The organism is Acinetobacter sp. FY683 (genome assembly GCF_059515885.1).
The window spans coordinates 1-26,618 of sequence record NZ_JCAKNA010000027.1 but is presented as its reverse complement, the minus strand read 5'-3'; the positions used below and the strand labels follow the sequence as shown (position 1 = coordinate 26,618).

Sequence of the window (26,618 nt, the reverse complement as noted above, 5' to 3'; positions counted from 1 at the left end):
TTATGAAAATTTTATTAATTAATTTGGATAAATCGACTGATCGTTTAGAGCAGCAAAGAAATCAATTTAATGAATTAGGCTTGGAATTCGAACGTTTACCAGCTGTCACAATTCATGATTTTTCTGAAGATGACTATAAGCGAATGGCATTTAATGGTCAGCGCCCAATGAAGCAATCTGAATTAGCATGTTTTTTAAGTCACAAAAAAGCCTGGGATTATATTGTTGAGCACAATGAGCCATGTATTGTTTTAGAAGATGATGCTGTTTTAGTTGAAAATTTTAAAAATATAATAAATGATCTTGATAGGTTAACTGATATTGATTATGTAAATTTAGAAGTGCATGGTCGTAAAAAAATGGTAGCCAAAAAATCGGCATATTCAGTAGCGAATAATCAATATAATCTTTTTGAAATATATGTTGATCGTAGCGGAACAGGAGGATATGTCCTATATCCATCGGGTGCTAAAATTCTTTTAGAGTTGATGAGTAAACGTCCAATAGGCTTATCTGATGAGTTTATTCATAGTTGTTATAGGCTTAAAGCATTTCAAATTGAGCCTGCTGCATTATTGCAAAGTGATAAATGTGAAAAATATGGTGTTAAGACAGATATTGATACAGGATCTGTAATTGGAGCTGTAAAAAACTCAGTAGATTATAATTTGACTTTTATAGAAAAAATTAAGTTTAAGGTTAATCGTATTGCGGCTCAATTGAGATTGGGGATACGTCAATTATTCATATTCCCTTTTGCAAAAAAAAGAGAAATATATGTGGATGTAACTAAGTTTAATTTTAAATAAGTCGTTAAAGGAAATAACCTATTACGTTATTCCATATCAAAGGATATTATTTTGAGCGTTTGTGAAAAAATTCCGAAAATTCTTCATTTTTGTTGGTTTGGTCAAGGTGAATACTCACCCTTAATGAAAAAGTGTATGGCTACTTGGGAAACATATTTCCCAGATTGGCAAATTATGAAATGGGATGAGACAAATATACCTACAGGTATTCCATATCTAGATTATGCATTACAGCAGAAAATGTATGCATTCGCTGCAGATTATGTTCGTATGCATGCATTATTTACATATGGAGGGGTTTACTTAGATACGGATGTAGAGGTTATTCGTAATTTTGAGCCTTTATTGGAACTTAATGTATTTGTTGCATCAGAACATCATAAAGGTACTTATATTAATGGTGCTGTGATAGGAGGAGTGATTCAAGCTAGTTTTTTTAGTGAAGTTCTAAAATATTATGATGAAATGAAGCCTATTATTTTTAAAACATTGCCAAATGTGATGATGGAAGTTTATGGTAAAAAACCAGAATTGCTGACAGTTTTTCCCGCTGTAACATTTTATCCATATAACCCGTATGAAAAAAGCCAGAAAGTAAAACAGTTAATGTATTGCGATATTACAAATGATACATATGCTATTCATCATTGGCATGGAACTTGGTCATTTTCACGATGGCAAAAATTTGTGATCAGTTTTAAAAAGCGCTTCTTTAAATACTCAAGAATTAGTTAAAAACTCAACTAGGTATAACCTATGAAAAATTATGTCATTAGTTTACAAAAGGCGACTAAACGTAGAGAACATATAGAAAGTGAGTTTTTAAAAAGGAATGTAATTTTTAATTTTTTTGATGCTTTAACTCCTGATAAAGCTGAAATATTGGCTAAAGATTTAGGGTTAAATTATGAGAAAAACCGTTTATCAGTTGGTGAGCTAGCTTGTTTTATGAGTCATGTAGCATTGTGGAAAAAAATGTTAGATGAAAATATTCCTTATATGGCAATTTTTGAAGATGATGTGTACTTGGGAGAGAACTCTAATTTAATATTAAATTCAAGTGGTTGGATTGCTAAAGATGTAGATATTTTAAAATTAGAGGCATTTTCTTCAAAAATTATTGTAGGAGAAAAGTTGGAGATCAACTGTACGGATAGATTTATTGCACCTTTGCAATATAAAAATTTAGGTACTGCTGGGTATCTTCTTTCAAAGAAAGCAGCTCAAGCTTACTTTGATTTTGTTAAAGGAAATTCCTTAATTCCGTTAGATGAAATGATGTTTGAAATGTTTTTGAATTTAAAGGTAATGCCGATTTATCAATTAATGCCAGCCATATGTATTCAAGAAATGAATTTATATCCTGATCGCAAGCAAAGTCTACCGAGTGATTTAACTTCAGAAAGAAAACAGCGAATGATGGCATTTAAGAAAAAAGGTTTGGGAAAGATAAAAAATGAGCTCTTACGTATTTTGATTCAATTAAAGTTTAAATTTGTTGCTATAGAGAGTAAGTTTAAATGAGCTTAATTCATAGTTATGTTATTAGTTTGGTTAGTGCTACCGATAGAAGAGAACATATTAAAAATGAATTTTTTTCTAAAAAAGTATTTTTTAGTTTTTTCGATGCAATAGAGCCTAATACCCTAAAAAATACAGAAGTTAATTTAAATATATCTTTAGATAATTCAAACTTAACCGATAATGAAAAGTCTTGTTTTATGAGTCATTTCTCTATTTGGACTAAGGCTATTGAAGATAATTTAGAGTATGTAGCAGTCTTTGAAGATGATATATATTTAAGTGAAAACGCAGGCTTATTCTTAAATGAAGTAGATTGGATAAATGTTGATTTTTTAAAAATAGAAAAAACGACTGAAAATGTATTATTAAAAAATAAAACTGCACATTTATATAAAAATAAAAAGTTTACATTAGGTATTTTAAAAAATGCTCATATGGGAGCTGGTGGTTATATTCTTTCTAAAAAAGGATTGGTTGAATTAATAGCTTTTATAAGAAAACAAGAAAGAAAGGATCATATAGATCAGATGATATTTGATTGGTTTAGAAGAGAAGGTGATTTAAATATTTATCAAATAAATCCGGTTATTTGTGTACAAGATTGTATTTTATTTCCAAATAATCAAAAATTTCAAACAACTTTACAATGGCGTAATAAGAACAAAATCAGATTAAGTTTTTTGAAAAAAATTGAAAGAGAATTTAAAAGATTTGGTATTAAAATGTTGGAATTTCCTTATAAGGTTAAATTATATTTTAAGTAGAGAATATTTTGAATTTTGTTATTAGTTTAAAATAGGCTGAAAAGAGATGAAAGCATATTGAAGAAGAGTTTAATTCACGAGCAATTCCTTTTCTTTTTTTGATGCTGTGGATATATCTAATTTAAATCAAATAATAGCTAAATTTGAAATATCTTTTGACGAGACTAAGTTAACAGATGGAAAAGGGGCATGTGTTCTAAGCTATATTGCATTATGGATATATTGCATGGAAAATAAATTGAAATATATTACTATTTATGAATATGATGTGGTGTTATCGGTTAATGCACATAAATTATTAAAGAATTTTTATTGGATTCCGGAAAGGTTAGATCTTATTAAATTAGAAAAATTTGAGAATTCTGTTTTAATGTCCTTCTTTAATAGGGTAAATAATAAAAACTATGATGTGTGAGGGAGTTAAAGCAGAGATATTTAGGTACAGCAGGATATATTGTTTCTTTAGATGGTGCCAAAAAATTATTAAATTTAGTTAGAGACCATAAGCGGTTTGAAACTATTGATGAGTTGCTATTCAATAAAACTATAGCTAATCAATACATTAAAGTTTATCAAATGATACCTGCTATTGTTATGCAGATGGACAGGATTGATTCAGGGGTTTTGCCTAGTCAATTGCAATCAGAACGATCGAGGAGGTTGGTTTGTAAGGAAAAAGTCAAAAAGCTTTTTTTTAAGATTAAAAGGAAGCTTATAGAGTTTTATTAAAAACTCAATTTTTTTTATAGAATAAGATTTGATAAAGCTGGTAGGTAAAATGTTTAGTTTTTTTTTATGTAAGCAAAATTTTATTGAAAAATTTTATGGTTTACGCTTTTTGGATATGAAAATAGACGGTAAGTTAAATTTATCTTGTGCTCAAGAAGTTATTTATTGCTTTTGGACTGGTGAAAATCATTTATCAGAAAATAGGAAGAGGTCACTAGAAATTTTACAAAAACATTCTGGTGTGGAAGTTAAATTAATTACTCCTTTAAATTTAAAAGATTATATTCTCCAAGATTTTCCATTACACCCAGCATATGAATATTTGTCCTTAGTTCATCGTTCAGACTATTTACGTTGCTATTTTATGTATCATCATGGTGGTGGTTATACAGATATTAAAGCAAATTATAATAGTTGGTTAACATTGTTTGAAGAATTAAATAAGTGTCATGAGAAATTTGCAATGGGTTATTCTGAGACTAGAAAAGAAGACATTGGTTATGTAAGAAGTTTTTTCGATAAAAAAGCTGCAAAAAAAATTAATAAGGATTTGAAAAAAAACTATCAATTAGTAATAGGTAATTGTAGTTATATTTTTAAGCCGAAATCACCTTTAGCACAACTGTGGTACCAGGAGCTGCATTTGCGCTTGGATGAGCATTTTGATGTCTTGAAAAAAAATCCAGGAAATATCATGGGGGATAATGAAGGATATCCTTTTCCTTGGACTTCAATCCTTGGGCAAATTTTTCATCCATTATGTTTAATATATAATGATAAGTTGATTATTAATGATAGTCTGAGACCAGTTTTAACGGATTACCGATGATCTTAATTTATACTTTTCCTAAACCGTTTATAACCCCATAAGTATTGTTCAGGAGCAGATAAGATCATTTGCTCTATTTCTTTATTGAGAGTATCAACTGAAACCTGAATATCTTTTGATAAAATCTCGTTAGAGAGTTCATTTATATAAATATCAAAACCATCTAAATTTTCACGACGTAAACAATACATGCCAATAACAGAACATTGAGTTTTCGTAGCAAGTTTAGAAAATAACGTAGATGTTAAGGTATTCACATTAAAGAATGGTGAGTAAATGCCTCCACTTTCTTTAGGTACATGATCAGGGAGTATTGCAGAAAAACCACCTTGTTTTAGATGTTTAAATAAAGCTCTAACACCAGACTCATCTGTAGGTACTAAAGTTGCATTTAAGCGTTGTCTTGCTTTTAAAACAAATCTATTAAGCTCTTCGTTTTTATCTGGCTTATACATAATAAAAGGTGGGGTGTGTTGGTTCACCCATGCATTCATGATTTCCCAAGTACCGAAGTGAGGGACTGCTGCAAGTGTGCCGTTCGGATTTTGTAAAGCTTCTAAAAAAATATCAAAACCATATACATTTTTAATTTGATTAAGCGAAAATTGAGTATTAGATCCCCAAATTTTAATAGATTCGGAATAAGTCATACATTGGCTTTTTAAGCTAGCAAGTACTAATGCTTCTTTATCTGCTTCATTTAAATGAGGTAAAGCGATATCAATATTATTTCGTGTTGTCTTTCTTGCAGATGAGTTAAACTTATAAAGTAAGATACCAATTTTTTTCGCAAATTGTTGAATGAGCTTTATTGGTAATTTTGAAAAAAGGGTGAGAAATAAATACATTTATATTTTATTCCTTCTCTGAATTCCCTTTCAAAACCATATAAATAAGCCCAACAAAAATAACAAATGCGCCGCCAATACTACTTAAAGAGAAAAATACAATACGGTCATATGTTGTTAAATTGAATAGTTGGTTATCTACGATATAACGCATGAATAGCCACTGTACAACAGCAAAAATAATTAAAACAATTGCACGACGACGAACTTCAGGACGCATAGCCATAGGAGATATTCACAACTAAGTGGAAAGTGGTGTCTATTATGCCACTGTTATTACGTGGACTCAATGCAACAAAAAAAGCCCTGCAATTGCAGGGCTTTTTTTACTTTATAAATAAATTATTTAGTTTCTTCAGTTTTTGGTTTTTCGCGTAAACGAATACCAAGGTCACGCAATTGATTCGCTTCAACTGGCGCAGGCGCTTGAGTTAAAGGACATTCCGCAGTTTTAGTTTTCGGGAATGCAATCACGTCACGAATTGAAGATGCACCAGTCATCAACATTACTAAACGGTCAAGACCGAATGCCAAACCACCGTGAGGAGGTGCACCGAATTTCAATGCATTTAATAAGAAGCTGAATTTCTCTTCTGCTTCTTCTTCACCAATACCTAAAGCTTCAAAGATTGCTTTTTGCATTTCAAGGTTGAAGATACGAAGTGAACCACCACCGATTTCAGTACCATTTAATACCATGTCATAAGCAACAGACAATGCTGCACCTGGGTTATTCTTAACTTCTTCAACAGTAGATTTAGGAAGCGTAAATGGATGGTGAACAGAAGTCCATTTGCCATCATCAGTTTCTTCGAACATTGGGAAGTCAACAACCCAAAGTGGTGCCCACTCACATGTTGCCATGTTCATGTCGTGACCAACTTTAATACGTAAAGCGCCCATTGCATCGTTTACAACTTTAGCTTTATCTGCACCAAAGAATACGATATCGCCATTTTCAGCGCCAACACGTTTTAATAGATCAAGCACGATTGGCTCGATGAATTTAACGATTGGAGATTGAAGACCTTCAATGCCTTTTTCAAGTTCGTTAACTTTAATGTAAGCCAAACCTTTCGCACCGTAGATACCAACGAATTTAGTATATTCGTCAATTTGGCTACGTGGTAAAGCGCCTGCACCTGGAACGCGAAGTGCAACGATACGGCCTTTAGGATCTTTAGCAGGGCCTGCAAATACTTTGAACTCAACGTCTTGCATCATGTCTGCAACGTCAACCAATTTCAAAGGAATACGCATATCTGGTTTGTCAGACGCATAGTCACGCATTGCATCTGCATAAGTCATGCGTGGGAATTTGTCGAATTCAACATTTAGAAGTTCTTTGAACATCTTAACTGTTAAAGTTTCCATTAAATCCATGATGTCATCGTCACTCATGAACGATGTTTCAACGTCGATTTGTGTGAATTCAGGCTGACGGTCAGCACGTAAGTCTTCATCACGGAAACATTTAGCAATTTGGTAGTAACGATCAATACCGCCAACCATCAACAACTGTTTGAAAAGCTGTGGAGATTGTGGAAGCGCGTAGAAGCTACCGTTAGAAACACGACTTGGAACTAAATAGTCACGCGCGCCTTCAGGAGTCGCACGAGTTAAGATCGGAGTTTCAACATCTAAGAAACCATTGTCTTCGAAATAGTTACGAATAAGGTTTGTAAGCTTAGAACGGAAACGTAAACGATCTAACATTTCAGGACGACGAATATCAAGGAAACGATATTTCAAACGTACTTCTTCAGAAATATTTGTATTTTCGTCATTCAAAGGGAATGGCGGAGTTTCAGAAGCAGCAAGAACTTCAATGTCTTTGCCTAATACTTCAATTTGACCACTTACGATATTTGCATTTTCAGTGCCTTCGTAACGACGACGTACGCGGCCTGTAATTTTTAATACGAATTCTGAACGAGCCTTATCAGCAGTTGCAAAAGCTTCAGGGGTATCTGGATCGATAACCACTTGCACAACACCATCACGGTCACGCATGTCTAGGAAAATCACACCACCGTGGTCACGGCGACGATGTACCCAACCGCATAATGTAACGGTTTGGTCAATTTGAGCTTCGGTTAAAGAACCGCAGTAATGAGTTCGCATCATAGCGTAAACAATCCAACTATATGGTTTAAGGCGAGCGAATGCGTAAACAGCGCACCGCTTTCGAATATTGAATTATGCCTCTTTTTGGACATTTTGTCACAACAACTCATAGCAAAAGTCTGTTGCTTTGCTTCGAAATATTGAATCTTGCTGTTAAAAATTAGAAATTAATCCATCTTCTTAGAAAAAATGTATCGATAAATAACACAACAAAAACTAAACGAAAGCAGAAAGCTCAGGCTAAACTTATTCAGCATTCTGCCTACAAAATAATATTGATGATTTATCCAACTTTCATGTTGAATATTTAGGGCATAAAAAAACAGTCCAATCATGCCAATGCAAAAAGAAATAAAAAAGCAAAGATATAAAAAATGAAGATGATTTTTTCTTTTTAAATTAGATAGATGATGTTTTTTATAATATCGACTAATCATCCATACAATAAAGGGTAAAGGTAAAATTGAAGATAATATTTGGAATATAAAAGCATAAGAATATTGTCGATTAAATATAGATATTGAAGATTCAAAAATTGGAAAAGAAATTAAAGTCCTTGAATCTAAATGTGTAAAACCATCCCAAATAATATGTGTTGCATTAGCAATGGTTAAAGAAATGCAGATGAATCCCCAAAAATTTAAAGCATATAAAAAGTTTGAAATATTAAGGTCATCTTTTAGTGATAAACATGAATATAAAGTTGGGCGAAATAAGCCATACCAAAGACAGCAAAATGCTAAACCTAAAAATAAGTTTGGATAAAAAAGTGCTGTCCAAGTATGCGATTCTAAGCCATTTGAATTGGAAAAAAGCCGAAATAAATCTGGTGCCATGCTACCAATAGCAAGTGCAGCAATAGGAAGTTTACTTTTTGTGAGTTTTGAAATAGGTGATGCAATTACTGTATGAGCAAGCGTAAAAGGCATAATTCATATTTCAAAAAAGATGCAGGATGTGGAGAAGACTAATTGAATTGTAAGAAATGCACAAATATCTTGCATAAAATAAGTAATGTTATAATATAACAAAATCAAAAATGAGCTAACCTGAGTTTTAGACATGTCATTTCATAAAAATTTATTGACGCTATCAATTTTAACGGCGTTAACTCCTGTAGCTTTTGCAGAAGAAGTTAAAAAAACAGAACAATTAGAAACGATTAAATCTACAGCACATCCGTTAACTCAGTCTGCGGTAGATTTTGCTGCAGCAGATAATGTTATTGGGCAAAAAGCACTATCAACAGGCGCACCAACAATAGGTGATGCCTTAGAAGGACAACTTGGTGTTTATTCAAATCAATATGGTTCAGGTTCAAGTCGACCTGTAATTCGTGGTCAAGATGGCCCGCGTGTAAAAGTTTTACAACATGCTTCTGAAACAGCAGATGTTTCAACTTTATCGCCCGATCATGCGGTAACGGTAGATCCTATTCTGGCAAAACAAGTTGAAGTAATTCGTGGACCTTCCACATTGCTTTATTCGGCAGGTGCTGTTGGTGGTTTGGTTAATGTTACAGATGGCAAAATTCCAACGCAAATGCCTGAAAATGGCTATGAAGGGCAGGTAGGTTTACGTTACAACTCAGGCAGTGACGAAAAGCTTGCAAGTGGTGGTGTAACTGTTGGTTTAACAGACCAAATTGCATTACATGTGGAAGGTTTAAAGCGTGATGCAAACTCGTATATTGCACCAAATTATTATCATGACCATGATGGTGAATTGGAAAAAGAACGTCGTGTAAACAATACTTTTGCAAATGGTGAAACGGTAAACGTGGGCTTATCGTGGATTCATGATCGTGGGTTTACAGGTATTTCATATAGTAATCGCCAAGACCAATATGGTTTACCAGGTCATAGCCATGAATATGAATCATGTCATCCTCATGATGATCATTTACATTGTGATGGTAATAACAATGCGGGACATAATAATGTGCCTGGTCATAATCATGGTCATGGTGGTGGGCATGATCATTACGAGCATGAAGCAGGTCCTTGGGTAGACTTAAAAACTGAGCGTTATGATTTCCGTTCAGAATTAGAAAATCCATTTGCAGGGTTCTCAAAATTACGCGCGCATGTAAGTTATACAGATTATAAACATAATGAAATTGAAGGAAATGAAATCGCAACAACCTTCAAAAGTAAAGGCTATGATGCTCGTTTAGAATTGGTTCATAACCTAGTTGCGGGTTGGGAAGGTGTATTCGGTACACAGTACAATAAACAAAAACTCGATATTACGGGTGAGGAATCAATTTTAGCACCAACTAAAACTCAGAAATGGAGTCTATTTGCTTTAGAACATAAACAAGTCAATGACTTTCATTTTGAATTAGGTGCACGTGTAGATCATCAAACGATTGATATTGATTCAAATAAAAAGAATTATAACGATCAAGCCTATTCTGGCTCTGCTGCTGTAAATTGGAATTTTGCTCCAAACTATACATTCTCTTTAGTAGGTTCACATCAGCAGCGTTTACCGCTTGCTCAAGAGTTATATGCAGATGGAAAACATCTTGCAACCAACACTTATGAACGTGGTAATGAAAATTTAAGTGTTGAAAAATCAAATAACTTAGAGCTTGGTTTGCGTTATGAAAATGGTCCTTTGGATTATCGTGTAAATGTTTATCACAACTGGTATGACAACTACATTTATGCAGCAACGACTGATCGTTTCGAGAACTTCCGTTTAGTTGACTATACGCAAGATAAAGCACGTTTTTATGGTGCAGAAGCGCAAGTGGGCTATGCAATTAACGACATGTATAAAGTGAGCTTATTTGGTGATACTGTTCGTGGAAAAATTGATGGTAAAAATGCGCCACGTGTTCCTGCGGGTCGTGTCGGAACAAAAGTTGATGTAGATTTTGCAGACGGTTGGGCAGGTTTAGCAGAATATTCGCACGTGTTTAAACAAGACCGTATTGCAGCATTTGAGCAAGACACGAGTGGTTATAACATGGTGAATCTAGGTGTATCTTATGCAGGAAAATATGCACAAGATACAGACTACCGAGTTTACTTTAAAGCGAATAACTTATTAGATGAAGATGTATATCAACACGCATCATTTTTATCGAATATTCCGCAAGTAGGTCGTAACTTTACGATTGGTTTGGACTTCAGTTTTTAAGAAAGGATATGTTTTATCAAAATTTAAGAGAGTAAATTGCGATAAAACATAAAACTGCTTGAAAAAACAAAGAATAAAACCTAGCCTGAGCATATTGGGTTAGGTTTTTTCTTATGCGTATCTTTAAAAAAATTCATCAAAAATTAAACTGGTCTATCAAACAATATGTTGGGCTTGTCGTTGGTTTATTGGCTTTAACATATTTAAGTTCGGCAATTTATCATACCTACAAACCTTTACCTGAAGGTTTAAACTTTACAGGTAAATTACGTCATGCCAATGTTCAATTTTTAGCTGACCAAACGTATATTGATGAGCAAGGTAAACAACAGCAAGATCAAAAAATATTTAAAGAAATTTTAAAATTAATTGATGATGCGCAAACAACAATTGTGATTGATATGTTTTTGTTTAATCAAGATGTGGGAGCTTCTAAAGAAAAGCATCAGGATTTAACTCAACAATTAACAAATGCGCTTATTAATAAAAAACTGTTTAATCCAAACATTGAAATTAAATTTATTACAGATCCAATCAACTCTGTTTATGGTGGAACATTGCCTAATCATTATCGACAATTACGCCAAGGCGGAGTAGATGTTATTGAAACAGATTTAGCCCCTTTACGTGCATCAAATCCTGCATGGTCAGGTTTATGGTATATCTGTTGTCAAGGGTTAGGAAACAATGCTGAAAAAGGTTGGTTACCCAATCCATTTGGTGATGAAAAAATTACATTAAGAAGTTATTTAAACTTACTTAACTTTAAAGCGAATCATCGTAAAACCATTACAGTGGATACGAAAGATGGTTGGAAAACATTAGTTGCATCCATGAATCCACATGATGGCAGTTCTCGACATTCCAATGTTGCGTTGTTGGTTGATGGAAATACAGCAACAGATATATTGAAGACTGAGCAGGTCGTTATTACGATGTCTAAAGGCGATGTTTCAGGGCTTGTCGTTGGTGACTTTGATAGTGATCGTAACTTGCCACAGGTTCAAGTTCTCACAGAGAAAGCGATTTTGGATGCAGCTTTAAATACAATTGAATCTGCGAAAAAGAATGACAATATTGATTTAGCGATGTTCTATTTGTCGGAGCGTCAAATTATAAAAGCCTTAATTTCGGCAAAAGAGCGAGGAGTAGCAGTTCAAGTATTATTAGATCCGAATAAAGATGCTTTTGGTCATGAAAAAAATGGCATACCAAATCGACAAGTGGCATCGGAGCTGAATAATGCAGGTGTCAATGTACGTTGGTGTAATACGCAAGGTGAGCAGTGTCACAGTAAAATGTTAATTAAATCGAATGCTCAACAAACAGAATTGATTTTAGGTTCTGCAAATTTCACAGCACGTAATTTGAAAAATTATAATTTAGAAACCGATTTACGTGTTATTGGTTCAACACAAACTCCCGTTTTTAAAGATGCCCAAGCTTATTTTAATACAGCATGGTCAAATTTAGATGGTCGTAATATGAGTGTCGAATATGAAAAATATGCCGATGAATCTAAATTTAAATATGGCGTTTATCGCTTTATGGAATGGAGTGGTTGGTCTACGTTCTAAAATGATGTAATCCCATCTGACCTCCCTTTAAAAAGGGAGGAAGTCCCTCTTTAAAAAGAGGGACTTAGGGAGATTGATCTTATTATTTAGACTCAGGATTTGGCGGTATAATTGTATCCAAATCTTTATCGGTCATTTTATCTAGTTCGTGAAGATCTGTTTTAATTTTCCATTGAGCTTCATCTTCAATTGGTTTGGGTAAACGAGCTTCTAACCAATCACAAACAATATCTGGGCTAAAATCTGGATGATTACATTGAATCACCCAACATAGAAATTGTTTGGCATCACCATTCATATATGGTGGTGGAGATACTGGTAAAAACTGCGTTGGAAGACGTTCATTTTTAGAAATATAATTCAGCACATGACCCAGTTCTTGTACAGTTTGCCAGGCAAGTTTGTGCTCAATGTTAATTTGGAATTTAAACCACCAACTGTGCTTTCCATCGGAGCCATAAGAGTCGATGAAAGCTTTTTGAACACTTGGTACTTTGCAGAAGAATTCATATAAACGGTCAAAACTTAAATCGGACACAGAGATTTGATCCAGTAGAAATAAAATAATTTTAACATAACTTATTTCGTTCTATGGTTGAAGGTTGGTATAAAAGTTAAGTAGATGGTGAATTACAAAAAATATGTAATAGTTGGTTTTTTCTTCATTTTTTAAATTAAACTAATATTTATAATGAAATAACTATTTATAACAGGAGGCTGAGATGAAAAGCATAGTCATGGCTACATTTAGCACGGTTTTACTTTTATGGATGCCTTCTTTAGCACAAGCAAATAGTACAAAGTGGAATGCCTCTATTGGTGTTAATGTTGGGTCATCAAATAGTTCGAATTATCCACAAAGACCTCCAAATTATCCTAATCAGGGTTATCCACCTCAAAATGGATACCCTCATTACCCACCAAATCGTCCATTACCACCGCCTCACAATGTTTATCCTAATGGTGGTGTTAGTCTGACCTATCAAGCACCTAGTTATACAACGGTAAATCATCAGACATATACATGGGTCAATGGAGATCCGAATGTCGCACAAATTAAAAGTTCGAACCAAATTGTTATCGCAAATTGGCGTGAATTAGGTTTACCAGCACCACCAAATGGTATGCATTGGATTTATGAAGATGGTCGCTATGTTTTAGAATCGAACTAAAATATATAAAAATCCCGCACATTAGGCGGGATTCTTGTTTATGAAAGTTCATCATCTTGTGGGCGTGGTGGTGTTTCTACATTTGATGTTTTTTTAGGATGCTTCTCACGCATTACAGATGGGTATGTCCAAGAAGCATAACGTACAATTAAAATAGCAAATGAGAGAATAAGAATAGAGCCTGTTGTAATGACTAGTCCCATATCTGCTTTATGGTCGTGCTGAATATCAGCAATGAGTAAGCGTGTTAAAGCAGTAATTGCAATGTAAATTAAAAACCGTACGGGCATGTGGTTGGTTTTAAAATAAATTCCGACCATTGCACCGAGTTCTAAATAGATAAAAAGTAAAAGTATGTCGTCAATCGTTGCAAATTGTTTAATGGCTAAAATTTCATAAACGGTATTTCCTGCAGACCAAATCACCATACAGCCAATGACAAATAGAGCAAGATAGTGAAAGCCTTCTACAGCAAGGTTGCCAAAGCGATCGAGGAGGGTTTCAATTTTTTCAATTTTGGGGTCGTGATGAGTCATAAGGCCTCCTGATATTGGTTAATGTGCTTGCTATAAAAAGATAAGCAAGTTTCATGCAAATAATGTGAAATCTTCTGACTTTAAAATAATAAAAATGTATTTTTTTTAATCTATTTTACTGTAATGTATGGTATGACTAAAATATTGATAAGGAGAAAGAAATGTTAGATAAGATTCAAACAAAAATTGACAGCTTAGGTACAGGTAAGAAATTAATTTTAGGGGCGGGGATTCGAGCAGAAGAACTCCCTAATATATTAAGTTTGTGTGAAAGCTTGCAATCAGCAGGCATTATTAAGATTGTGAATGCTCAGCCATCAGCAATTATTATTGAAAAAATTTAATTTGTTTAAAAAAAACGCCTGCTTTATGCAGGCGTTTTTTTATTTGAATTAAAATTAAGATTGATTTGTAAAGTAGTCTTCGCTGAAGTTCATAATGACATCTGAACCTGCTTTGATTTTAGCAATACGAACCGAAAGTTCTGGTAAAACACGTTGTACGAAATAAAGTGCAAGCGAAAGTTTGTTCTGATAGAACTCGCCATCTTTGTCTTTTGCTGTATTGGCAATACGTGCAAACATATATGAGAAGCTGAGTAAGCCGACAGCATGTAGGTAATCTACGGCTGCTGAGTTAGGGAACTCAATATTTTCACGTGTTGCTTCAATAATGTATTGTGTTACGGCTTCTAATTCTGCTGCTGCATCTAAAGTAGCATCTTTAATAAAGTTAAGATCTGCATCTAGATTGTTCGTAAAGTCACGAATTTCTTGAATATATGTAGAAATGAATTCACCATTACATTTAATGGTTTTACGACCAATTAAATCTTGTGATTGAACGCCATTTGTACCTTCATAAATTTGTGCAATACGTAAGTCGCGAATACACTGCTCCATACCCCATTCACGGATATAGCCATGACCACCAAAGCACATTTGAGCATCTAAAGTTGCATTAAATGCTGTGTCTGTTAAATATGCTTTGGCAATTGGTGTAAGTAAGGCAACACGTTCGTTTGCTGCTTTAACAGCTTCAGGATCTGTTGAGAATTTTGTAATGTCGAGTTGCTGACCTACATATACTGCAAATGCACGAGAAGCCTCATTATTTGCACGTGCATTGAGTAACATACGACGTACATCTCCATGAACTAAAATGCTATCGGCAGGTTTGTTTGGAGATTGAACTCCTGAAGCGCTACGACCTTGTAAGCGGTCAGTCGCATATTGAGCAGCATTTTGGTAAGCAAACTCAGAAGCACCTAAACCTTGAATACCCATAGATAAGCGTTCGTAGTTCATCATCACGAACATTGCTGCTAAGCCTTCGTTTTCTTTACCTACAAGATAACCTTTTGCACCGTCAAAGTTCATTACACATGTTGCAGATGCTTTAATTCCCATTTTATGTTCAATTGAACCTGGACCTGCGGCATTGCGCTCACCGAGTGAACCATCCGCATTCACTAGGAATTTAGGAACAATGAATAATGAAATACCACGTGAACCTGCAGGTGCATCTGGAGTTTTCGCAAGAACTAAGTGAATGATATTTTCGGCAAGGTCATGATCACCACCAGTAATAAAGATTTTTGTACCTGTGATGTTGTAGGTGCCATCTTCATTGCGTTCAGCTTTGGTTTTAATAATACCTAAATCTGTACCTGAATGAGGTTCTGTTAAGCACATTGTGCCTGACCATTCACCAGAATAAATTTTGGGTAAATAGGTCTCTTTTTGCTCTTGAGATGCATAGCTGTTTAACGCCATACCAGCACCCACTGAAAGAAGCGGGTAGAGCATGAAAGATGGATTTGTTGCGAAAAGCATTTCATCTGCAAGTACAGTCAGCATTTTAGGCATTTCCTGACCGCCCCATTCAGCGTCAGCAGCTAAACCGATCCAACCACCATCTGCATATTGTTTGAACGCTTCTTTAAAGCCAGCAGGAGTTGTTACATTGCCATTGCTATAAGTTGCACCTTCTTCATCGCCAGTACGGTTCAGCGGTAAAGTTACATTTTGTGCAAACTTTGCCATTTCTTCAAGAATAGCTTCAGCTGTTGCAGCATCTACATGTGCAAGATTTTCATTGGCTTGCCAGAATTCTTCTGCTTTAAATACATCATTTAAGATGAATTTCATGTCTGTAAGAGGTGCATTATAAATTGGCATTGAGGTCACCCATTTTTGTCTGTTTTTCAGTATTTTAATCAGTCTAATCCATGAGTTTATATATTGTTAGACGACTAAAGGATTAATTCTTCATATCTTTTATAAAGAAAAAGGACTGCCAATACAATGACTGTCCTTTCTCTTAAGTTGCTTTAAAATGTCATTATTTTAGAATGCAAAATGTTCAGCATCTAAAGACATTAAAGGTTCCAAGCCACCAGCAATGACTTCTACATGTGAACGTACACGTGGAAGTACTTTTTTGAAGTAGAAGCGAGCAGTCGTTACTTTTGCATTGTAGAAATCTACTTCTGTTGTACCTGCTGCAAGTTGCTCTTGAGCAACAAGTGCCATACGTGCCCATAAGTATGCAAGTGTTACATAACCAGAGAAGTATAAGTAATCTACTGCAGCAGCACCAACTTCTTCAGGGTTTTGCATTGCTTTAGCGCCAATTTGCATTGTTAATTCACCCCACTCTTTATTAAGAGCAGCAAGTGGTTCAACAAATTCTTTCATTGCAGCATTGTCTTTGTTTGCTTCAGCAAATTTATGAATAATCTTGGTGAAGTCTTTCAACATAGCACCTTGAGTACCCAATACTTTACGACCTAACAAATCGAGTGCTTGGATTTCTGTTGTACCTTCATATAAACAAGCAATACGTGTATCACGTACAATTTGTTCCATGCCGTGTTCAGAAATAAAGCCATGACCACCAAATACTTGAACGCCATGTTTAGCAGACTCTGAACCAATTTCAGTTAGGAATGCTTTTGCAATTGGAGTGAGTAAAGATAATAGGTTATCTGCAGCTTTACGTTCTTCTTCAGTTGCACCTTTTTCAGCAACATCAGCATATAACGCTAAGTTATAAACTAATGCGCGAGAGCCTTCAGCAAATGCTTTTTGTGTTAAAAGCATATTACGAACAGCAGGATGAACAATAATTGGGTCTGCTTCTTTTTCTGGTGCTTTAGGACCAGAAAGTGAGCGCATTGCTAAGCGGTCTTTTGCATAAGTTAAAGCACCTTGGAATGCAGATTCAGATGCAGATAAGCCTTGTACAGCTGTACCAATACGTGCTGTGTTCATAAATGTGAACATGCAGTTTAAGCCACGGTTTTCAGGTCCAATGAGGAAACCTTTTGCATTATCAAAGTTGATTACGCACGTTGCATTACCGTGAATACCCATTTTGTGTTCAATTGAACCACAACGTACAGCATTACGCTCGCCCACAGAACCATCTGCATTTACATGGAATTTAGGTACGATGAATAATGAAATACCTTTTGTACCTTTCGGTGCACCAGGTAAGCGAGCAAGAACGATATGAACAATATTATCGGCCATGTCATGTTCACCAGCAGAGATAAAGATTTTCTCGCCAGAAATTGCATAACTACCGTCAGCTTGTGGTTCAGCTTTTGTGCGGATAATACCTAAGTCAGAACCTGCTTGAGATTCTGTTAAGCACATTGTGCCAGTCCATTCACCTGAAACAAGTTTAGGAAGGTAGGTATCTTTTTGTTCTGTAGAACCATGATGTTCTAAAGTACGAACAGCACCATGAGATAGACCCGGGTACATACCCCAAGCCCAGTTAGATGTACCCACCATTTCAGAAATGATGATACCTAAAGAGTTTGGTAATGCTTGACCGCCGTATTGTTCTTCAGCTGCAAGAGAAGGGAAGCCAAGTTCTACATATTTTTGGTACGCTTCTTTAAAGCCTGTTGGTGTTGTTACAACACCGTCATTCCACGTACAACCTTCACGGTCACCTACTTGGTTTAAAGGGGAAAGTTCATTTTCACAGAAATCTGCAGCGGCTTCTAAGTATTGATCAACCAATTCGCGGCTAACGCTTTCTTGGAATGCAGGAAGAGTTGCATAGTGTTGTTCAGCGTTTAATAACTCATGCAAAACAAATTGCATATCACGTAGGGGCGCTTTGTATTGTGGCATATCGGTTTCCTCAATACTGGTTTAAACCAGCGTTATAATCCAGATAACATTTTAAACGAGTCTTCAGTGACACGTGTTTGAATAGCTTAATCCTGCAACATCTTAGATTAAGGTACAAGTATTTCTTTGAAGAATCATAGTGACTGTTAAGTCAAAAAAAAAATTATGAATTTTCGTAAGTATCTAGAGTCTATACATTTTTGTTGAATTTTGTGTGACATAAAAAGTCAATAAACGTAAGAACTTATGTCGCGCAAAAAAGGCGCAATAATGCGCCTCGAATATCACAATGTTAACATTATGATTTTTTTGGAGTTTCTGCTTTTAATGGTGTTGATGGTTGAAAGCGAACTTCACATTTACCATCTAAAGTTTGTGTTCCTACTTTAATTTGTACTGCTTGACCATCTTTTTGACCTTGGCATGCTTTTGCAACGGCTTGTTGGCGTGCTTGTTTTTCAGCTAAGCGTTGATCAAAGGCTTTTACCATTTCTGCACGTTGTGCATCAGTTAATGGCTCGCCACGTTTAAGTTCGCCTTGACGTACATCACCACGCATTGGACGGTGGTCTTGACGTTGTTGTTTATCAGCTTTCTTAATTTCAGGTTTGAAGTGAGTTACACATGTACCATCAATTGTTTTATCACCAGCTGTAATTTGGACAGTACTGCCTACTGCTTTACTATCACAAGCTTTGTGAATTTTTTGCATAACTTCACGGTGTTCTGCACGTGATTTGGCAAATGCTTCACGTTGTTCCGGTGACATTTTACGATCAGATTTGCCTTGGTGCTCTTTCATCATACGAGGATGGTCTTTATCTTGTGTATTTGTTGTAGATTGGCATGCAGTTAATGCTCCAATACTTAGAACACTTGCACCAACTAAAGCAATTTTTGTCATGTTATTCATAGTTATTCTCTCTAAAAAGAAGATGTAAATTCAATGGTTAAAGATTAAATAATAATGATGAAGAAACAATGGAGAGTTTTTTTAGTCAGTGTTAGTTACAATGTCGAATATAGAAGAAATAATAGAGATAGACTCTTGAAAATTCGCCGATTTCCCATCGCCTTACGTTTGTTCTTAACTGTGCTTTTAACCACAGTAGTGATTACGACTGTAAGTTTGGGAGTTTTACATTGGACCATGCAGAAAAACTTTGCTAAATATGTAGCAGATGTTGAAATGCAAAAGTTAGATCATTTGATTCATAACTTAGCCGATGTATATGGTGAATATCATGACTGGGGTAATGCGATTCAGGCACAAATGTTGCAAATTGAAGGCGATGCAGCACCTGATGATTACGATAAGTTGTCGCATTGGTGGCTCAGACGTCAATACGATATTGCTTTGCAACAGCGCTATTTTGAAGAACATGAAATGATTAATTCTTCAAATATCGCAAAAATTGTTCAAAATAAGCCTGCTTTAAGCCAAGAAGAGCTTAATATTCTTAAATTAAATTTACCTTCAGAATTTCAACCTTTTGAAGGGTTAAGGTTCCCATTAAGTTCAAACCAAAATTTGGCTAGAATTGCACAAAATAATAAAGATGGTAAAGAAAGCCAAGCACTAGAAAATACAACCAGTAAAAAGCAATTTATTTCAATGCCAGATCGTTTAGGGTTAAGTTCACGGTTGTCTTTATACGATGCACAGCAACAGTTTATTGTTGGTGAACAATCTGATGACCAAGTGTCTTTTCGTCCAATTATTGTTAATTCAAAAGTTGTTGGTTACTTAGGTTTGAAACCTGTTTTAGATCAAGATGATGCTTCAAGTATCAATTTTTTTAGTAACCAAAAGCGTTATTTATTATTGGTTTATGGATTCACTATTTTTTTAAGTTTAATTGCATCATTACTGCTTGCAACATACTTTAAAAAGCCAATTCAACGCTTATTGAATGGTACAAGAGAGCTAACGAAAGGTAATTATCAGTATCAAGTTAAAGTAAACCGTAATGATGAATTAGGAGATTTATCTACTAAGTTAAATCATTTGGCAACTATTCTTGATCATCATGAAACATCAAGACGTCAATGGGTTGCAGATACATCTCATGAGTTGAAAACACCTTTAGCTGTGCTTCAAGCGCAAATTGAGGCAATGCAAGATGGAATTCGTAAGCCAACGCCTGAGCATTTTCAGTCTATGTTGAATCAAGTGAGTAGTTTGAAGAAACTGACTCAAGATTTGGCAGATTTAGCTCAAGCAGAAGCTATGCAGCTTAAATGTTATTTGGCTACAGTAAATCCATGGGGTGTTATTGAACAAGAAGTCGAGAACTTTAAACCTAAGTTTGAACAAGCTAATTTAACCATTACTGCCACGGGTGAAGGTGCAGATTTACAATTAGATGTAGATCGCTTTAAGCAAATTATGGTCAACTTGTTAGGTAATAGTATTCGCTATACAGAAGAGGGCGGCAGCGTTCATATACATACAGAACAATCTGCAACTCAATGGACAGTATATGTAGATGATAGCCCATTAGGTTTAAGTGATGAGCAATTGTCTAATTTAGGTCAACGGTTTTACCGTGTAGATGATTCACGCACTCGTTCAACGGGTGGGACAGGTTTAGGCTTAGCTTTATCCGCTAAAATTGCACAAGCATTGGGCGGTGAGTTAAGTTTTGATCATTCGCCATTAGGTGGTTTGCGTTGCAAATTAACCTTCCCGAAACAAATGAAACAATAAAAGGAAAGCATGCATGAAACATATCATGTTAGTGGAAGATGAAATTGAGCTTGCACAGTTGGTACGTGATTATTTAGAAGCAGCAGGCTTTGAAGTCAGCATGTTTCACGATGGTCAGGAAGCGTATGATAGCTTTAAACAGCGTAAGCCAAGCTTAATGATTTTGGATTTAATGGTACCTCGTATGGATGGTTTAACCATTTGCCGTAAAGTACGTGAACAATCCGATATTCCAATTATTATGGTTACAGCTCGTACTGAAGAAATTGACCGTGTACTTGGTTTGAATATGGGAGCAGATGATTACGTATGTAAGCCATTTAGTCCTAAAGAATTGGTTGCACGTGTTCAAGCTGTTTTACGCCGTTTAGAGCGTAAAGCAGAACCTGAAAGTAATGATTTGTTCCGTATGGATAAAGCACAGCAACGTATTTGGTACCAACAGAAGTCTTTAAGCTTAACACCTACAGAATTTCGTTTGCTTGAATTGTTTTTAGAACATGTTGGACATGTATATTCACGCGCACAATTACTAGACCACATTAATCCAGACAGTTTTGATGTAGCTGACCGCGTGATTGATAGTCATATTAAGAATTTACGCCGTAAAATTTCAGAAGCTGCCGAAACTGGAAATCGACATGAGTGGATTCAAGCCGTATATGGCGTAGGTTATCGTTTCGAATATCCAGAAGATTAAACAAAAAAAGCGAGCATTTATTGCTCGCTTTTTTATGCTCTAGATAGAATATTATTTTTTCTTATGTGCATGATTGACGAAGTCTTTTTCCGCATGAATAACACGGTTCATGACTGCTGTGAAATAGACTGTGAAAATAGGAAAGCTTGTCATACCTGTTGCTGCTAATATTATGGTCGAAATTTTACCAACGGACGTGACTGGCGTAATGTTAGAACCTACGGTTGTTACAGTCATTCCTGCCCACCATAGGGCATCAGGATAGGTGCTGACGAGAACATTAACATTACGTTCAAAAATAAAGAAAATTAAGCTCAAGAAATAGATAATTGCAGCCAATAAAACCAAATAAGAAATCAAAAGAGCTGTTGTATGTCTTTGAACAAGAAGGAATAATAGAATTACTAAAGCAACACTTCCTCTAATAATAGGAATGAAACTAATCAGATAGCTTTGTTTTGTTGTGAGTTGAATAGAGGTGTAATCTAAAATACTCAAATAAGGAATAGAGAGTAAAAGAAGAAATGAATATTTGACTAAAAAACTTAATTTATTTTCTGCAAAAAATAGAAAGATAAAAAAACTAAAGCTAAAAAAAATACAGATCCAAAATTGGAGTTCAAAATAAAAAGAATTCTCTAAAAATGAAAAAGGCTTAAATATTTCGAGTGAAGTACTTAAAATTAAAATGACAGAAGCCATAATAATAAGTACATTCAGCATTTTTAGGATGCTATTTTGATTAGATAGCAATATTTTATTGAAGTCTTTCAAGTTCGATATTCTTTCAGTAATTGGTTAATGTATAAAAGTTAGTAAGATAATTATGCAGAATAAATATACGCCTTCATAGCTCTAATGAAACACCATTCTATAAATTTATAAGATTTATTTTTTTCTTTATTCTTTCTTGCACTCTAAGTCATTATTCTTTTTATTTTTTTTAAATATTTTATTTAGGTTATCTTATTTTAAATGGGCTATTTTGATTATAGAGTGATTTTCTGAAAGCTTAAAAGATTATAATTAAGCTTCTATTCACAATGAGAGTGTGTTTTGAAGAGCAACACGCCAACACTTCAGCGACGTCTAAAGAATCGTCATATTCAACTTATCGCCATGGGCGGTGCAATTGGTACAGGCTTATTTTTAGGTTCTGCACATATTATTGAATCCGCAGGTCCATCTATTATTTTGGGTTATTTGATTGGTGGTTTAATTGCATTTTTAATTATGCGCCAATTGGGCGAAATGATTGTACATGAGCCGGTAACAGGTTCATTTAGTTATTTTGCATTTAAATATTGGGGACGCTTTTCAGGTTTCTTAACTGGTTGGAACTATTGGGTTTTATATATTCTGGTCGCAATGACAGAGTTAACCGCTATAGGTAAATATGTAAATTATTGGTGGCCTGAAATTCCAACATGGCTCACAGTATTATTTTTCTTTTCGCTTGTAACCATCATGAATTTAGCCAATGTGAAGATTTATGGGGAATCTGAATTTTGGCTTGCGATTATTAAAGTTTTCGCTATTGTCGCGATGATTTTATTTGGTGTGTATTTACTATTTAGCGCAGATGGATCTTCTACAGCATCTATTCAAAACCTATGGATTCATGGGGGATTTTTCCCACATGGTTTTGATGGCTTATTTTATATGCTTGCATTCATGATGTTTGCTTTTGGTGGTGTTGAGCTCATTAGTATGGCAGCAGCAGAAACAGAAAACCCTGATAAAAATATTCCAAAAGCGATTAATCAAACGGTGATTCGAGTTTTTCTATTCTATATTTGTTCATTGGCTATTTTGCTGTCATTAGTGCCATGGAATCAGCTTGAATTAGGCGGTTTAGATAAAAGTCCCTTTGTCATTATTTTTAATCAAATGGGTATTCATTGGGCAGCCCATTTACTGAATTTTATTATTTTAACGGCATCACTTTCAGTATGTAATAGTGGTATGTATGCCAATAGTCGTATGTTATTAGGCTTAGCAGAACAGGGTAATGCTCCAAAATTATTTAACAAAGTGAACAAACAAGGTGTTCCAGTACCTGCTGTTTTATTCTCAGCATTCTTAATTTTTGGCTGTGTTTTACTGAACTATTTTGTGCCTGAAAAAGCATTAAGCTACCTTATTTATATTGTGGTTGCTGCAGCTGTGTTGAATTGGATGATGATTAGTTTGATTCATTTAAAATTCAGACAAGTTATGAAAAAAGAAGGCATTCAAACTAAATTTCCTGCTTTATTTGCACCATTCACTAACTATATTGTTTTAGCTTTTATGCTAATGATTTTATACATTATGTGGACACAAGGGTTTATGTTGTCTGTTCTGATGTTGCCTGTATGGATATTAGTATTGTTTGGGGTATTTAAGTTTTTAAAACCTGATTCAGTAGAATAAAAAGAGGACTCATAAGAGTCCTTTTTTTATATGGTCTAACTCAAAACTTAATGAGAATAATTGAGAGTGTAGTTTATCTAGTATGGTCATTGAATTCTAAAAATCTGATAGTCGTTATTTGCATAAAATCGCATGTTTGAAATAAGGTAAGCGTCCGCTGAACCCCATGCCTATTTTTTAATTCGGTTCAGGTTTCCAGCGGTGTGGTAGCAATTCTTCAATCTGAGTCACTTTATGTGTCGGCAATCTTTTCAGCACATCACTTAAATAGGCATACGGATCCAGCCCATTCAGCTTTGCTGACTGGATTAATGTCATAATATTGGCTGCTCGCTGACCGCTGCGCAGCGAACCTGCAAATAACCAGTTCTTACGTCCCAACGCCCAGGGGCGCATCTGGTTTTCCACCCAGTTATTGCAAATCGGTAGATTGCCATCATCCAGATAGCGGCTTAAAGCTGGCCAACGCTTCAGAGTGTAATTGATCGCCTTGGCGGTTGGAGAACTCGATGGCACAGTCAGTTGATGTTGGTTGAGCCATTCATACAGTTGTTGCATCACCGGTTGACTATGCTGTTGTCGGTATTCGCGGCGCTGTTCTGCTGTACCATCGGTCTTTTTCCTGAGTTCTGCTTCTATCGCATACAGTTTCTGAATCAGCACTAATGCCTGTTCAGCGATCTGACTTTTCCCGGTCACATGCAGTTCATGAAATTTACGACGTGCATGTGCCATGCAGCCCACCTCAATGACATCGCCTGATTTAAAGCGTGCTTTATAACCGCTGTAATCATCACAGACCAGATGGCCCTGCCAGCCATTCAGGAACTCTTCTGCATGCTGACCTGAACGACTATCCTGAAAGTCATAGATCACGGCTTGAACTGGATTGTACTGTGTAGTGGCATAGGCCCAGACATAACCTTTCTTCGGTTTTTTATCATTCTCACCCATCCGCATGATGGTGACTGGTGTTTCATCTGCATGCAGCACCCGCTGTTGCAGCACCACCTGTTTTAAGGCATTGGCCAGAGGTTCCAGTTCCACACCGCAGCGACCAATCCAGTCAGATAAAGTAGATCTGGACAGATCAATGCCCGCCCGCTGATAGATCAGGCGCTGACGGTACAGCGGCAAATGATCAGCGTATTTCGAGACCAGCACATGGCTGAGCAGTTCAGGTGAAGCAATGCCTTTATCAATCACATAGGCGGGCATCGCTTGCTGAGTCAGGGTGTCACACTGATCACAGACCCATTTGCCACGCACATGCTGTTCCTTATAGAACTGTGCCGGTCTGAAATGCAGTTTTTCACTGATATCTTCGCCGATACGACGGAGTTGGCAGCCACAAGCACATTGGGTTGATGTTGGTTCATGCTCAATACGAATGGTGTGTAGATGATCGGGCAGCAGTCGACGTTTAGGTTTATTTGCTTTGGCTTTGTGTGTCGCTGCATCGGTTTTATCTGCATTCAGCCGCTCCAGTTCCAGATCGACTGCTGTGATATCTTCTTCGACCGCCTCATCCCACAGATGGATTTGTTTTGCGGTGAGATGTTCGTTTTTACTACCGAATTTGTGCTGTTTAAACAGCGCCAGTTCATGCTCGTATTTTTGATTGAGAATAGAAAGATGTTGAACTTTGGCATCCAATTGCTGGTTTGATTTTTCTAATTCTTGATTTGATTGTGCCAGAGACTGATGCTGCATTGCCAACTGTCTGGTAAATTCCAGCAGTTGTTCATGGGTCAGTTGGCTTAAGTCTGGCAGCGTATTCATGACCGCAGTATGCCTGAGGTCATGACGCAGAGGAAATAGAACGTTTGGAGAATAGCAGAATGGACCAGCCTGGTTTAAAGCATCGTCACCACCTGCTGTCGTCCAATGCGCTGCCAGGGCAAACCCTGGATCAGTGCTTGTAACTGTTCCGGACTGATCGCCATGCTTTCACCCTGGTGAACCTGCGCCCAGTGGAATTTTCCCTGTTCCAGCCGCCGGGCACACAGCCAGATGCCCAGTCCATCATGTACCAGCACTTTCATGCGATGGCCACGTTTATTACAGAACAGGTAAGCACAATGCGGTTTAATGTAGCCAAAGGCTTTCATGATCTGCGCCATAGCCGTATCCATACCCGCACGCATGTCCATCGGCTGGGTAGAGAGCCAGATTTCATCGATACGGATCATTTGATCAAGCCCTGAAGTAAAAGCAGCAACTCCTTGGCCGATTCCACTGGCCATTCGATTTCGATCACCTGATCTCTTGCAGAACATTGTTTCTGATGCAGTGGAATTCTGATATGAGCGACAGTATTCTTCTCCGGAACAGATAGCGGAGGTGCGTCTTGTTTGGCTGGAGTCGGGTGAAGCATGACCGGAAGAAAGTCAGTCTGTGGACTAGATGGGGTTGTTAATGCAGGGGGTATTGATCTGGATTGACGAATCCATTTATGCAACAGATTGGCATTGATCTGATGTTGCATTGCGACCTTGGCCACTGATGTATCTGGCTGCTGGCATTGCTGAATAAGTTGATGTTTAAATTCAGCCGTGAAGGTTCGACGAGGCTTTT

At 36.0% G+C, this 26,618-nt stretch carries 26 protein-coding genes and 1 pseudogene; 14 read left to right on the top strand and 13 right to left on the bottom strand.

Annotated features, from left to right (window positions below; genetic code table 11):
- Positions 1-2 precede the first annotated feature (2 nt).
- The 7 genes and pseudogenes from AC5YDH_RS12320 to AC5YDH_RS12290 all read left to right on the top strand — a co-directional run bounded on the left by AC5YDH_RS12320 (position 3) and on the right by AC5YDH_RS12290 (position 4,655).
- Complete coding sequence (locus tag AC5YDH_RS12320; RefSeq protein WP_496119922.1) at positions 3-809, top strand: glycosyltransferase family 25 protein; 807 nt, start codon at positions 3-5, stop codon at positions 807-809.
- A gap of 51 nt (positions 810-860) precedes the next feature.
- The gene (locus AC5YDH_RS12315; RefSeq protein WP_496119920.1) at positions 861-1,544 is read left to right on the top strand and encodes a glycosyltransferase family 32 protein; all 684 of its coding nucleotides are present in this window, start codon (positions 861-863) and stop codon (positions 1,542-1,544) included.
- Between the two features lie 21 nt (positions 1,545-1,565).
- Positions 1,566-2,333 carry a glycosyltransferase family 25 protein gene (locus AC5YDH_RS12310; protein ID WP_496119918.1) on the top strand — a complete coding sequence of 256 codons (768 nt, stop codon included), beginning with the start codon at positions 1,566-1,568 and terminating at the stop codon, positions 2,331-2,333.
- Positions 2,330-3,097, top strand: a complete 768-nt coding sequence (locus AC5YDH_RS12305) for a glycosyltransferase family 25 protein (RefSeq protein WP_496119916.1) — start codon at positions 2,330-2,332, stop codon at positions 3,095-3,097. Before AC5YDH_RS12310 ends, AC5YDH_RS12305 begins: the two co-directional genes overlap by 4 nt.
- A gap of 97 nt (positions 3,098-3,194) precedes the next feature.
- Positions 3,195-3,512: pseudogene (locus AC5YDH_RS12300) on the top strand (glycosyltransferase family 25 protein); the annotation flags it as partial.
- A complete protein-coding gene (locus tag AC5YDH_RS12295; protein WP_496119914.1) occupies positions 3,509-3,826 on the top strand; it encodes a hypothetical protein in 318 nt (105 codons plus the stop codon). The pseudogene AC5YDH_RS12300 and the gene AC5YDH_RS12295, both read left to right, overlap by 4 nt.
- Before the next feature lie 49 nt (positions 3,827-3,875).
- Positions 3,876-4,655, top strand: coding sequence for a capsular polysaccharide synthesis protein (locus AC5YDH_RS12290; protein ID WP_496119912.1), 780 nt, complete (start codon positions 3,876-3,878; stop codon positions 4,653-4,655).
- A gap of 2 nt (positions 4,656-4,657) precedes the next feature.
- Here the strand turns inward: AC5YDH_RS12290 and AC5YDH_RS12285 are convergent, their stop codons facing one another.
- The 4 genes from AC5YDH_RS12285 to AC5YDH_RS12270 form a co-directional block, all read right to left on the bottom strand.
- Positions 4,658-5,503, bottom strand: a complete 846-nt coding sequence (locus tag AC5YDH_RS12285; RefSeq protein ID WP_496119910.1) for a lysophospholipid acyltransferase family protein — start codon at positions 5,501-5,503, stop codon at positions 4,658-4,660.
- Positions 5,504-5,510: 7 nt separating this feature from the next.
- Positions 5,511-5,729: a hypothetical protein gene (locus tag AC5YDH_RS12280; RefSeq protein WP_496119908.1), complete on the bottom strand. Its 219-nt coding sequence runs from the start codon at positions 5,727-5,729 to the stop codon at positions 5,511-5,513.
- Positions 5,730-5,845: 116 nt separating this feature from the next.
- Positions 5,846-7,630, bottom strand: coding sequence for an aspartate--tRNA ligase (aspS, locus tag AC5YDH_RS12275; RefSeq protein ID WP_496119906.1), 1,785 nt, complete (start codon positions 7,628-7,630; stop codon positions 5,846-5,848).
- A gap of 167 nt (positions 7,631-7,797) precedes the next feature.
- Entirely contained in the window at positions 7,798-8,559 is a 762-nt protein-coding gene (locus tag AC5YDH_RS12270; protein WP_496119904.1) for a DUF4184 family protein, read from the bottom strand.
- Positions 8,560-8,692: 133 nt separating this feature from the next.
- Between AC5YDH_RS12270 and znuD the strand changes: the two genes are divergently transcribed.
- Together znuD and AC5YDH_RS12260 are read left to right on the top strand one after the other, a co-directional pair.
- The gene (gene znuD, locus AC5YDH_RS12265) at positions 8,693-10,780 is read left to right on the top strand and encodes a zinc piracy TonB-dependent receptor ZnuD (protein WP_496119902.1); all 2,088 of its coding nucleotides are present in this window, start codon (positions 8,693-8,695) and stop codon (positions 10,778-10,780) included.
- Positions 10,781-10,893: 113 nt separating this feature from the next.
- Positions 10,894-12,357 carry a phospholipase D family protein gene (locus tag AC5YDH_RS12260; protein WP_496119900.1) on the top strand — a complete coding sequence of 488 codons (1,464 nt, stop codon included), beginning with the start codon at positions 10,894-10,896 and terminating at the stop codon, positions 12,355-12,357.
- 82 nt (positions 12,358-12,439) lie between these two features.
- Here AC5YDH_RS12260 and AC5YDH_RS12255 read toward each other — a convergent pair whose 3' ends face one another.
- The gene (locus AC5YDH_RS12255) at positions 12,440-12,895 is read right to left on the bottom strand and encodes a hypothetical protein (RefSeq protein WP_496119898.1); all 456 of its coding nucleotides are present in this window, start codon (positions 12,893-12,895) and stop codon (positions 12,440-12,442) included.
- A gap of 199 nt (positions 12,896-13,094) precedes the next feature.
- Between AC5YDH_RS12255 and AC5YDH_RS12250 the strand changes: the two genes are divergently transcribed.
- Positions 13,095-13,529, top strand: coding sequence for an RcnB family protein (locus AC5YDH_RS12250; protein WP_496119896.1), 435 nt, complete (start codon positions 13,095-13,097; stop codon positions 13,527-13,529).
- 38 nt (positions 13,530-13,567) lie between these two features.
- Here the strand turns inward: AC5YDH_RS12250 and AC5YDH_RS12245 are convergent, their stop codons facing one another.
- Complete coding sequence (locus AC5YDH_RS12245; protein ID WP_496119894.1) at positions 13,568-14,065, bottom strand: phosphate-starvation-inducible protein PsiE; 498 nt, start codon at positions 14,063-14,065, stop codon at positions 13,568-13,570.
- Between the two features lie 161 nt (positions 14,066-14,226).
- Here AC5YDH_RS12245 and AC5YDH_RS12240 point away from each other — a divergent pair, with 161 nt between their 5' ends.
- The gene (locus AC5YDH_RS12240; protein WP_496119892.1) at positions 14,227-14,409 is read left to right on the top strand and encodes a hypothetical protein; all 183 of its coding nucleotides are present in this window, start codon (positions 14,227-14,229) and stop codon (positions 14,407-14,409) included.
- A gap of 54 nt (positions 14,410-14,463) precedes the next feature.
- Here AC5YDH_RS12240 and AC5YDH_RS12235 read toward each other — a convergent pair whose 3' ends face one another.
- The 3 genes from AC5YDH_RS12235 to AC5YDH_RS12225 all read right to left on the bottom strand — a co-directional run bounded on the left by AC5YDH_RS12235 (position 14,464) and on the right by AC5YDH_RS12225 (position 19,129).
- The gene (locus AC5YDH_RS12235; RefSeq protein WP_496119890.1) at positions 14,464-16,245 is read right to left on the bottom strand and encodes an acyl-CoA dehydrogenase C-terminal domain-containing protein; all 1,782 of its coding nucleotides are present in this window, start codon (positions 16,243-16,245) and stop codon (positions 14,464-14,466) included.
- A 168-nt stretch (positions 16,246-16,413) separates the two neighbouring features.
- The gene (locus AC5YDH_RS12230) at positions 16,414-18,216 is read right to left on the bottom strand and encodes an acyl-CoA dehydrogenase C-terminal domain-containing protein (RefSeq protein ID WP_496119888.1); all 1,803 of its coding nucleotides are present in this window, start codon (positions 18,214-18,216) and stop codon (positions 16,414-16,416) included.
- A gap of 298 nt (positions 18,217-18,514) precedes the next feature.
- Positions 18,515-19,129 carry a hypothetical protein gene (locus tag AC5YDH_RS12225; RefSeq protein ID WP_496119886.1) on the bottom strand — a complete coding sequence of 205 codons (615 nt, stop codon included), beginning with the start codon at positions 19,127-19,129 and terminating at the stop codon, positions 18,515-18,517.
- Positions 19,130-19,264: 135 nt separating this feature from the next.
- On the opposite strand from AC5YDH_RS12225, the gene baeS reads away from it, so the two are divergent.
- Both baeS and AC5YDH_RS12215 read left to right on the top strand, forming a co-directional pair.
- Complete coding sequence (gene baeS / locus AC5YDH_RS12220) at positions 19,265-20,926, top strand: sensor histidine kinase efflux regulator BaeS (protein WP_496119884.1); 1,662 nt, start codon at positions 19,265-19,267, stop codon at positions 20,924-20,926.
- Between the two features lie 13 nt (positions 20,927-20,939).
- A complete protein-coding gene (locus tag AC5YDH_RS12215) occupies positions 20,940-21,626 on the top strand; it encodes a response regulator (protein WP_496119882.1) in 687 nt (228 codons plus the stop codon).
- A gap of 51 nt (positions 21,627-21,677) precedes the next feature.
- On the opposite strand, the gene AC5YDH_RS12210 is transcribed toward AC5YDH_RS12215, so the two are convergent.
- Complete coding sequence (locus tag AC5YDH_RS12210) at positions 21,678-22,349, bottom strand: ion channel (RefSeq protein ID WP_496119880.1); 672 nt, start codon at positions 22,347-22,349, stop codon at positions 21,678-21,680.
- 333 nt (positions 22,350-22,682) lie between these two features.
- Here AC5YDH_RS12210 and AC5YDH_RS12205 point away from each other — a divergent pair, with 333 nt between their 5' ends.
- A complete protein-coding gene (locus tag AC5YDH_RS12205) occupies positions 22,683-24,041 on the top strand; it encodes an amino acid permease (RefSeq protein WP_496119878.1) in 1,359 nt (452 codons plus the stop codon).
- A gap of 177 nt (positions 24,042-24,218) precedes the next feature.
- Here the strand turns inward: AC5YDH_RS12205 and tnpC are convergent, their stop codons facing one another.
- The 3 genes from tnpC to tnpA all read right to left on the bottom strand — a co-directional run.
- A complete protein-coding gene (gene tnpC, locus AC5YDH_RS12200) occupies positions 24,219-25,823 on the bottom strand; it encodes an IS66 family transposase (RefSeq protein WP_496118776.1) in 1,605 nt (534 codons plus the stop codon).
- A gap of 74 nt (positions 25,824-25,897) precedes the next feature.
- Positions 25,898-26,233 carry an IS66 family insertion sequence element accessory protein TnpB gene (gene tnpB, locus AC5YDH_RS12195; RefSeq protein ID WP_496118774.1) on the bottom strand — a complete coding sequence of 112 codons (336 nt, stop codon included), beginning with the start codon at positions 26,231-26,233 and terminating at the stop codon, positions 25,898-25,900.
- Positions 26,230-26,618 (bottom strand): IS66-like element accessory protein TnpA (gene tnpA, locus AC5YDH_RS12190; RefSeq protein ID WP_496119876.1); only part of this gene is annotated, 389 nt, incomplete at its 5' end. The genes tnpA and tnpB, both read right to left, overlap by 4 nt.